Source organism: Streptomyces sp. NPDC037421 (assembly GCF_055602105.1).
The window spans coordinates 79447-90401 of sequence record NZ_JBVJWV010000034.1 but is presented as its reverse complement, the minus strand read 5'-3'; the positions used below and the strand labels follow the sequence as shown (position 1 = coordinate 90401).

Annotated in this window: 1 protein-coding gene; it reads right to left on the bottom strand. The window is 75.2% G+C overall.

Annotated elements, in window-relative coordinates; genetic code table 11:
* On the bottom strand, nt 1-10904 hold a 10904-nt coding region (locus ACZ7IF_RS32930), incomplete at its 3' end, for an SDR family NAD(P)-dependent oxidoreductase (protein WP_470979111.1).
* Nucleotides 10905-10955: the final 51 nt, after the last annotated feature.

Here is a 10955-nt window from a genome sequence, read left to right as displayed (position 1 = left end):
CCACCCGCCACCAGCTCCACCACATCGGCACCCGACGCCGACAACAGCCCCACCACGTCGGCACCCGCCTCCGCCGACACCACCAGCCAACGGCCCGGCAGGGCAGCGGGCCGCGCCGTGTCCACCGGCTGCCAGGTGACCTGGTAGAGGAGGTCGTCGATGGCGTCCGTACCGCTTCGCGGTACGAGCCAGCCGGGCACCGCGGGCTGTTCCGCGATGCGCGGCCAGTACCGCTCGTGCTGGAAGGCGTACGTCGGGAGGTCGGCGGGGGCCGCCGGTGCGCCCGCGAAGAGCGCGGGCAGATCGAGGGTGACGCCGCGTGCGTGGGCCCGGCCGAGGGCTCCGAGCAGGGTGCGCGGCTCCGAGCGCTCACGGCGCAGCAGGGGCAGGAGGGCGGCGGGTTCGTCGAGGCAGTCTTGTCCCATGGCGCTGAGGACGGCGTCGGGGCCGAGTTCGAGGTACGTGTCCACCCCGGCGGCCTCCAGGTGGCGCATGGCGTCGTGGAAGCGGACGGCCTCGCGGACGTGGCGCACCCAGTAGGCGGGCGAGGCCAGTTCCTCCGCGGTGGCCAGGGTGCCGGTCAGGGTGGAGACGACCGGGATCGCGGGCGCGGAGTAGGTAAGGGATTCCGCGACCTCGCGGAACGCCTCCAGCATGGGCTCCATCAGCGGCGAGTGGAACGCGTGCGAAACAGTGAGGCGCTTGGTCTTGTGGCCTCGTGCGGCGAGCTGCCCGGCCACCTCCAGGACGGCCGCTTCCGCACCCGAAATCACCACTGTGGAAGGTCCGTTGACGGCCGCGATGTCGACATCGGCCGACAGCAGCGGACGGACCTCGGCCTCGCCGGCCCGGACGGAGACCATCGCCCCGCCCTCCGGCAGCGCACCCATCAGCGCGCCGCGCGCCGCCACCAGACGGGCCGCGTCCGCCAGGGACAGGACCCCCGCCACGTGCGCGGCGGCGATCTCGCCGATCGAGTGACCCGCCACGAAGTCCGGGCGGATGCCGTAGGACTCCGCCAGCCGGTACAGCGCCACCTCGATGGCGAACAGGGCGGGCTGGGTGAACTCCGTGCGGTGGACCTCCTCCCCGTCGCCGAAGACGATCTCCTTCAGCGGGAGGTCGAAGTGGGCGCACACCTCGTCGAACGCGGCCGCGAACACCGGCTGGGCCCCGTACAGCTCACGGCCCATCCCCGGACGCTGCGCGCCCTGGCCCGAGAACAGGAACGCGGACGGGGCCGGTGCGCGGAGCAGGTCGGTGTCGGCTTCGCCGCGTGCCACGGCGTCGAGGGCGTTCAGGTACTCGGCGCGGTCGGCTCCGATGACGACGGCGCGGTGCGGGAAGAGGGTGCGTGCCGTGGCCAGGCCGCGGCCGACCGCGCCCGGGTCGAGGTCCGGCCGGTCCGCGACGTGGTCGCGCAGGCGGCGGGCCTGTCCGCGCAGGGCCTGTGCCGAGGCGGCGGACAGCAGCCAGGGCACGGGGGTCCCGGGGGTCTGCGCGCGCTCGTCCGGGGTGTCGGGCGGGCTCTGTTCGAGCACGAGGTGGGCGTTGGTGCCGCTCATGCCGAAGGAGGACACGGCCGCGCGGCGCGGCTGCCCGGTCTCCGGCCAGGCCGTGCTCTCGGTGAGCAGGGCGACCGTGCCGGCCGTCCAGTCGACGTGCGGGGTGGGCTCGTCGACGTGGAGGGTGCGGGGCAGGACGCCGTGGCGCATCGCCATCACCATCTTGATGACGCCGCCGACGCCCGCAGCCGCCTGGGTGTGGCCGATGTTGGACTTCAGGGAGCCCAGGTGCAGCGGCCGGTCCGCGGGGCGGTCGTGGCCGTAGGTGGCCAGCAGCGCCTGCGCTTCGATCGGGTCGCCGAGCGGCGTGCCGGTGCCGTGCGCCTCCACGGCGTCGACCTGCCGGGCCGTCAGGCCGGCGTTGGCGAGGGCCTGGCGGATGACGCGCTGCTGGGAGGGCCCGTTGGGGGCGGTGAGCCCGTTGGAGGCACCGTCCTGGTTGACGGCCGATCCGCGGATCACCGCGAGGACCTGGTGGCCGTTGCGGCGTGCGTCGGAGAGCCGCTCGACGAGGAGCATGCCGACGCCCTCGGACCAGCCGGTGCCGTCGGCGGCGGCCGCGAACGGCTTGCAGCGGCCGTCGGGCGACAGGCCGCGCTGGCGGCTGAAGTCGATGAACGACTGGGGGGTCGACATGATGGTCACGCCGCCGGCCAGGGCCAGTTCGCATTCGCCGCGCCGCAGGGCCTCCGTGGCCAGGTGCAGGGCGACGAGGGAGGACGAGCAGGCCGTGTCGACGGTCAGGGCGGGTCCTTCGAGGCCCAGGGCGTAGGCGATGCGGCCGGAGGCGACGCTGCCGGCGCCGCCGGTGCCGAGGTAGCCCTCCAGGCTTTCGGAGGACTGCGAGACCAGGGCCGTGTAGTCCTGGCCGTTGGTGCCCACGAAGACGCCGGTCCCGCTGCCGCGGGCCGCGCCCGGGGTCAGCCCGGCGCGTTCGAACGCCTCCCACGCCACCTCCAGCAGCAGGCGCTGCTGGGGGTCCATGGCGAGGGCCTCGCGCGGGGAGATCCCGAAGAAGCCGGCGTCGAAGTCGGCGGCGTGCCGCAGGAAGCCGCCGTGCCGGGTGTACGTCGTCCCCTGGTGGTCGGGGTCGGGGTCGTAGAGCGCCCCGGTGTTCCAGCCGCGGTCGTCCGGGAAGGGCGAGATCGCGTCGGTCCCGGACGCGACGAGGCGCCACAGGTCCTCGGGCGAGCCGACGTCTCCGGGGAAGCGGCAGCTCATGCCGACGATGGCGATGGGCTCGTCGCTGCCGACCGCGCGGCGTACGCGGGCCGGGCCGGTGCCGGTGCCGCCGAGGAGTTCGGTGCGCAGGTACGTGACGAGGGCGGCCGGGGTCGGGTAGTCGTAGACGAGGGTCGCGGGCAGCGCGATCCCGGTCGCGGTGGCGAGCCGGGTACGGAACTCGACGGCGGTCATCGAGTCGAAGCCGAAGTCGCGGAAGGCCCGCTCGGGGTCGGCCGTCTCCTGCGCGGCGTGTCCGAGGACGGTGGCGATGGTGTCTCGGACCAGGCCGAGCAGGACGCGTCCGGGGTCGTCGGCCGCCTCCAGGCGCTTGGCCAGCGGCGACGCCGGCTCCGCCGCACCCGTCGGGGCGTGGTCGGTGCCGGGCCAGTAGCGCTGCCGGTGGAAGGCGTACGTGGGCAGGCCGACGCGGCGCCCGGGGAGCAGGGGTGCCCAGTCGACGGGGAGGCCGCGGGTCCAGGCCTCGGCGAGGGCGCCGAGGAAGGCCTCCGGCTCGGGGCGGTCCTTGCGGAGCACCGGGGTCAGCAGCCCGGAGAAGGCCTCGGGAAGGCTCTCCCCCGCCATCGCGGCCAGGACGCCCTGCGGACCCAGCTCCAGGAAGTGGCCCACGCCCCGCTCCTCGGCGAGGTACCGGACGCCGTCGGCGAAGCGGACCGCGCCCCGGACGTGCTCGACCCAGTAGTCGGCCGTGAACTCGGTGATCTGCTCACCGGTGACGTTCGAGACGACCGGGATGGAGGGGGTCGCGTGTTCCAGGGTTTCGGCGACCTCGCGGAACGCCTCCAGCATCGGCTCCATCAGCGGCGAGTGGAACGCGTGCGAGACCGTCAGCCGCTTGGTCTTGTGGCCCTGCGCGGCGAGCTGCGCGGCCACCTCCAGGACGGCCGCCTCGGCGCCCGAAATGACCACCGACGAGGGGCCGTTGACGGCCGCGATGTCCACATCGGCGGAGAGGAGCGGGCGGATGTCGGCCTCGGCCGCCCGGACGGAGACCATCGCCCCGCCCTCCGGCAGGGCTCCCATCAGCGCACCGCGGGCCGTCACCAGCCGGGCCGCGTCCGCCAGGGACAGCACCCCGGCGACGTGTGCGGCGGCGATCTCGCCGATCGAGTGACCGGCCACGAAGTCCGGGCGCAGGCCCAGGGACTCCGCCAGCCGGTACAGCGCCACCTCGACCGCGAAGAGGGCCGGCTGGGTGTTCTCGGTGCGGTGGATCTCCTCGCCGCCGCCGAAGACGAGGTCCTTGAGGGGGAGGTCGAAGTGGGCGCACACCTCGTCGAAGGCCGCCGCGAACACCGGCTGGGCCTCGTACAGCTCACGGCCCATGCCCGGACGCTGCGCACCCTGACCCGAGAACAGGAAGGCCGACTTGCCGCCCGAGACCGCGCCCTCGACGGCGCCGGATGCCGGGCGGCCCTCGGCCAGGGCCTCCAGGCCGGCCATCAGGTCCGTGCGGCCGGCCGCCACCACGGCCGCCCGGGTACCCAGCGCGGCGCGTGTGGTCGCCAGTGAGAAGGCCACGTCGGCCGGGTCCAGCTCCGGATCGGCGGACACCCGCTCCAGCAGCCGGCCCGCCTGGGCCCGCACCGTCTCGGCGTCCCGCCCCGACAGCACCCACACGGACGGTCCCGAGGTGGGGGTGGTGCCGGGGTCGGCGGGCTCCTGCGGGGCCTCCTGGAGGATGGTGTGGGCGTTGGTGCCGCTGATGCCGAACGAGGACACGGCCGCCCGGCGCGGTTCGCCCGTCTCGGGCCACGGCACCGGCTCCGTCAGCAGGCGCACGGCGCCCGCCGACCAGTCGACGTGCGGGGTCGGCTCGTCCACGTGCAGGGTCATCGGCACCACGCCGTGGCGCATCGCCATGACCATCTTGATGACGCCGGCCATGCCCGCCGCGGCCTGGGTGTGGCCCAGGTTCGACTTGACGGAGCCCAGCAGCAGCGGCCGGTCCTCCTCGCGGTCCTGGCCGTAGGTGGCGAGGAGGGCCTGGGCCTCGATGGGGTCGCCGAGGGTGGTGCCCGTACCGTGCGCTTCCACCACGTCGACCTGGCGTGCCGTCAACCTGGCCTTGGAGAGGGCTTGTTCGATGACGCGCTGCTGCGAGGGGCCGTTGGGGGCGGTCATGCCGTTGGACGCGCCGTCCTGGTTCACCGCCGAGCCCTGCACGACGGCGAGCACCTGGTGCCCGTTGCGGCGCGCGTCGGAGAGGCGTTCCAGCAGGACCATGCCGACGCCCTCGGACCACGAGGTGCCGTCGGCGCCCGCGGCGAAGGGCTTGCAGCGGCCGTCGGCGGCCAGTCCGCGCTGGCGGCTGAACTCCACGAAGGTGTTCGGGCTGGACATGACGGTCACGCCGCCGGCCAGGGCCATGGTGCACTCGCCCTGCCGCAGGGCCTGGCCGGCGAGGTGTACGGACACCAGGGAGGAGGAGCAGGCCGTGTCCACGGTGACCGCGGGGCCTTCGAGGCCGAGGGTGTAGGCGATGCGGCCGGAGGCGATGCTGCCGGCGCTGCCGTTGCCCGCGTATCCCTCCAGGCCCTCCTGGTCGTGGAGGAGGTTGACGTAGTCGTGGTACATGACGCCGGTGAAGACTCCGGTGCGGCTGCCGCGTACGGAGGCCGGGGAGATCCCGGCGTGTTCGAAGGTCTCCCACGCCGTCTCCAGCAGCAGCCGCTGCTGGGGGTCCATGGCGAGGGCCTCGCGCGGGGAGATCCCGAAGAACACGGGGTCGAAGTCGGCGGCCCCGTCGAGGAATCCGCCCTCGCGGACGTACGAGGTGCCGGCGTGCGCGGGGTCGGGGTGGTAGAGGGAGTCGATGTCCCAGCCGCGGTCGGCGGGGAAGTCCGCGATGGCGTCACCGCCGGAGAGCACCAGCCGCCACAGGTCCTCGGGGGAGCGGACGCCGCCGGGGAAGCGGCAGCTCATGCCGACGATGGCGATCGGCTCGTCGGCGGGCAGCGGGGCGGCAGCCGTGGCAGACGCCTTCGCGTCGCCGGTGTCGACGAGGCGCGCCTTCAGGTAGCCGACGAGGGAGGCCGGGGTCGGCTGGTCGAAGATGAGGGTCGCGGGCAGCCGCAGGCCGGTGACGGCGCTGAGCCGGTTGCGCAGTTCCACGGCGGACAGGGAGTCGAAGCCGAGGTCCTTGAACACCTGCGTCGGCTCCGGGGCGCCCAGTGCGCGGTGGCCGAGTACGGCGGTCACCTCGGTGGCCACCAGGTCGTGGAGGGTCCGGGTCTGCTGGGCTTCGGGGAGGCCGGCCAGCCGCTGTCCGAGGGCGGAGCCCCCGGTACGGGGCGCCGCGCCGGCGGTCGGGCGGGTCCGGCCCGCTCCGGCGAGTCCGCGCAGGACGGGCGACAGGGACGGGCCGGTGGGGAGCGCCTTGGGGTCGAGGCGCATGGGGAAGAGGACGGCCCGGTCGTGGGCGGGGGCGGTGTCGAGGAGGGCGAGGGCCTCTTCGGTGGCGAGGGCGGCCATGCCGCCGCGGTTGATGCGGTCGACGTCGCCGGCGTCGAGGGCGCCGGTCATGCCGCTGCGTTCGGCCCACAGGCCCCAGGCGAGGGAGATGCCGGGCAGGCCGAGGGAGCGCCGGTGCTGGGCGAGGGCGTCGAGGTAGGCGTTGGCGGCGGCGTAGTTGCCCTGGCCGGGGGCGCCGAGCAGGCCGGCGGCGGAGGAGAAGAGGACGAACGCCGACAGGCCGAGGCCGGCGGTGAGTTCGTGGAGGTTGCGGGCGGCGTCGGCCTTGGGGCGCAGGACCGCGTCGAGGCGTTCCGGAGTGAGGGACTCGATCACGCCGTCGTCCACCACTCCGGCGGTGTGGATGACGGCCGTCAGCGGGTGCGCGGCGGGGACCGCGGCCAGGAGCGCGGCGAGGGCCTCGCGGTCGGCGGCGTCGCAGGCGGCGACGGTGACCGAGGCGCCCAGCTCCGACAGTTCGGCGAGGAGGTCCTCGGCTCCGCCGGAGCGGGAGGCCAGGAGGAGGTGGCGCACGCCGTGCCGGGTGACCAGGTGGCGGGCCACCGCGCGGCCCAGGACGCCCGTGCCGCCGGTGATCAGGACCGTGCCGCCCTCGGTGAAGGACAGGCCCTCGGAGGCAGCCGGGGCAGGGGTGCGGATCAGGCGGGGGACCCGTACCGCTCCGCCGCGCACCGCGAGCTGCGGTTCCGGGGAGGTGAGGTGGGGGGTCGGGTCGTCGTGCTCGTCCTCCAGGTCCAGGAGGTGGAAGCGGCCGGGGTGTTCCGACTGCGCCGAGCGCACCAGGCCCCACACGGCCGCGCCCGCCGGGTCGCGCACGTCGTCACCGACGGCGCGGCGGGTCACGAACACCAGGCGGTCCTCCCCCGCGTCCGCGAGGGATCCCCGGAGCGCCTCCAGGACCCGGCCCAGGGCGGGGCGGACGCCGTCGGAGGTGTCCACCTCGTACACCGTGCCCGCGGGCAGTGGCCCGCCCGCCGGGGCCGCCACCCAGTCCAGCGCGAACAGGGTGTCGGCGGTCCGGGTCAGCCCGCCCGGGGTCATCGGCCGCAGGGTGAGGGAGGCGACGGTGGCCACCGGGAGGCCGGCTTCGTCGGTGGCGGTCAGTGCGACCGCGTCCTCGCCGGCCGGGGTCAGCCGGACGCGCAGGGTGCGCGCCCCGGTGGCGTGCAGGGCGACCTCGCGCCAGGCGAACGGCAGTCGGGCCTCACCGCTTTCGGGGAGCAGGCTGCCCACGCCGGCCGCCTGGAGGGCGGCGTCGAGGAGGGCCGGGTGGAGGCCGAAGCGGCTCGCCTCCTCCTGCTGGTCGCGGTCGAGGCCGACCTCGGCGTACACCTCGTCGCCGAGCCGCCAGGCCGCGCGCAGACCCTGGAACGCGGGCCCGTAGGCGAATCCGGAGTCGGCCAGGCGTGTGTAGAAGGGGTCCAGGTCGACGGCCTCGGCTCCGGCGGGGGGCCAGGTCCCGCCGGGGCCGGGGTCGGTGGCGGTGGGGGCGGCCGGGGCGAGCACGCCCTCGGCGTGCCGGGTCCAGGCGCCGTCCTCGTGGCGTGCGTACGCGGTGACCGTGCGCCGGCCGTCCGGGTCGGCGGGGCCCACGGCGAGCTGGACCTGGACGCCGCCCCGCTCGGGCAGCACCAGCGGGGCTTCCAGCGTCAGTTCCTCCAGCAGCCCGCAGCCGACCTGGTCGCCGGCCCGGACCGCGAGCTCCACGAAGGCGGTGCCGGGCAGCAGGACCGTGCCGGCCACCGCGTGGTCGGCCAGCCAGGGCTGCGCGGACAGCGACAGGCGGCCGGTGAACAGGAGGTCGTCGGAGGCGGCGACCGTCACCATCGCGCCGAGCAGGGGGTGGCCGGCCGGGTCCAGGCCCGCCGAGGTGACGTCGCCGGCCCCGGCGGTGCCCGGGAGCCAGTAGTGCTCGCGCTGGAAGGCGTACGTGGGCAGGTCGACCCGCCGGGCGCCGGGGTACACGGAGTCCCAGTCCACGGTGACGCCCTGGGTGTGGGCCTCGGCGACGGCCCTGGTGAAGGCGGCCGGTTCCGGCTGGTCGCGGCGCAGGGCGGTGCTCCAGCGGATGTCCGCGCCCTCGTCGAGGCAGTTCTGCCCCAGGGCGGTGAGGACTCCGTCGGGGCCGAGTTCCACGAAGGTGGTGACGCCGTGGTCCGCGAGGGTGCGGACGCCGTCGTGGAAGCGCACCGTCTGGCGGACGTGGCGCACCCAGTACTCGGGCGAGCCGAGCTCTTCGGCGGTGGCGATGCGGCCGGTCACGTTGGAGACGACGGGGATGGCGGGCGGGCGGAAGGCGAGCCGGGCGACGACCGCGCGGAACCGGTCGAGCATCGGCTCCATCAGCAGGGAGTGGAAGGCGTGGCTGACCTTGAGCCGCTTGGTGCGGTGGCCGGCGGCGGCGAGGTGCGCGGCGGCGTCCAGTACGCCGGTTTCGGTGCCGGAGATGACCACGGACCGCGGTCCGTTGACGGCGGCGATGTCGACGCCGGGGGTGAGGAGCGCGCGGACCTCTTCCTCGGCCGCTTCCACGGCGGCCATGGCGCCGCCCTCGGGCAGCGACTGCATGAGGCGGCCGCGGGCGGCGACGAGCGCGGCCGCGTCGGCGAGCGGGAGCATGCCCGACACGTGTGCGGCGACCAGTTCGCCCACCGAGTGGCCGAGGAGGAAGTCGGGGCGCAGACCGTGGCTCTCGGCGAGGCGGAAGAGGGCCACTTCGAGGGCGAAGAGGCCGGCCTGGGTGTACTCGGTGCGGTCGAGGAGCGGGGAGCCGTCGAAGACGACGTCCCGTACGGGGGTGTCGAAGTAGCGGTCGAGGTGGGCGCAGGCCTGGTCGAATGCCTCGGCGAAGACGGGGTACGCGGCGTGCAGCTCCCGTCCCATGCCGGGCCGTTGTGCGCCCTGGCCGGTGAACAGGAACGCCGTGCGGGGGTCGGGGCGGGCGGTGCCGTGGACCAGGTTCCCGGCGGGCGCGCCGTCGGACAGGGCCCGCAGGCCCTCGCGGAGCTCGTCGGCGGTGGTGCCGAGGACCACGGCGCGGTGGCCGAGGGCGGCGCGGGCGGTGGCGAGGGTGTGGCCGGTGTGGGCCGGGGGGACGCCGTCGGCGGGGCCGGCGGTGGTGTGGTCCAGGAGGCGGCGGGCCTGGGCGCGCAGCGCTTCGGGGCTGCGGGCCGAGAGGGGCCAGGCCACGACCGGGGGGAGCGGGGCCGGGGCGGCCTCCGGCTCCGCGTCGGGGGTGTGCGGCTCGGGCTGTTCGAGGATCAGGTGGGCGTTGGTGCCGCTGATGCCGAAGGAGGACACCGCGGCGCGGCGGGGCGCTCCGGTCCGCGGCCAGTCGGTGTTCTCGGTGAGCAGGGAGACCGCTCCGGCGCTCCAGTCGACGTGCGGGGTGGGCTCGTCGACGTGGAGGGTCTTGGGGAGGACGCCGTGGCGCATCGCCTCGACCATCTTGATGACGCCGGCGACGCCCGCGGCGGCCTGGGTGTGGCCGAGGTTGGACTTGACGGAGCCCAGCAGCAGCGGCCGGTCGTCGGGGGTGCGGTCCTGGCCGTAGGTGGCGAGCAGGGCCTGGGCTTCGATGGGGTCGCCGAGGGTGGTGCCGGTGCCGTGGGCTTCCACGGCGTCGACGTCCCGCGCGGTGAGTCGGGCCTGTTCCAGGGCCTGGCGGATGACGCGCTGCTGGGAGGGGCCGTTGGGTACGGTGAGGCCGCTGCTGGCGCCGTCCTGGTTGACGGCGGAGCCGCGGATGACGGCGAGGACGGGGTGGCCGTGGCGGCGGGCGTCGGAGAGCCGCTCCAGCAGGAGGAGGCCCGCGCCCTCGCCCCAGCCGGTGCCGTCGGCGGCCGCGGCGAAGGGCTTGCAGCGGCCGTCGGGGGCCAGGCCGCGCTGCTGGCTGAAGTCGACGAACAGGCCGGGGTCGGCCATGACGGTGACCCCGCCGGCCAGGGCCATCGTGCATTCGCCCTGGCGCAGGGCCTGGGCGGCCAGGTGGAGCGCGACGAGGGAGGAGGAGCAGGCCGTGTCGATGGTGACGGCGGGGCCCTCCAGGCCGAGGACGTAGGAGACGCGGCCGGAGGCGACGCTGCCGGCGTTGCCGCTGCCGAGGTACACCTCGACGCCTTCGGGGAGGTCGCGGGGGCCGGCGGCGTAGTCGTGGTGCATGACGCCCGCGAAGACGCCGGTGCGGCTGCCGCGCAGCGAGGTGGGGTCGAGGCCGGCGCGTTCGAAGGCCTCCCAGGCGGTTTCCAGGAGGAGCCGCTGCTGGGGGTCCATGGCGAGGGCCTCGCGCGGGGAGATCCCGAAGAAGCCGGCGTCGAACTCGGCGGCGCCCGCCAGGAAGCCGCCGTCGCGGACGTAGCTGGTGCCCTGGTGGTCGGGGTCGGGGTGGTAGACGGCGTCGAGGTCCCAGCCGCGGTCGGCCGGGAAGCCGGCCACGGCGTCGCGGCCCTCCGCGACGAGCTGCCACAGCTCCTCGGGGGAGCTGACGCCGCCGGGGTAGCGGCAGCTCATCGACACGATCGCGATCGGTTCGGGCTCCTCGGCGGACCGCAGCCGCTCCCGGGTCTGGTGGAGTTCGGCCGTCATCCACCGGAGGTGGTCGAGCATCTTTTCTTCGTTTGTCATGACGTACCGAAACTCCCGTTGATCAGGTCGAAGAGGCTGCCCCCGGCGGCG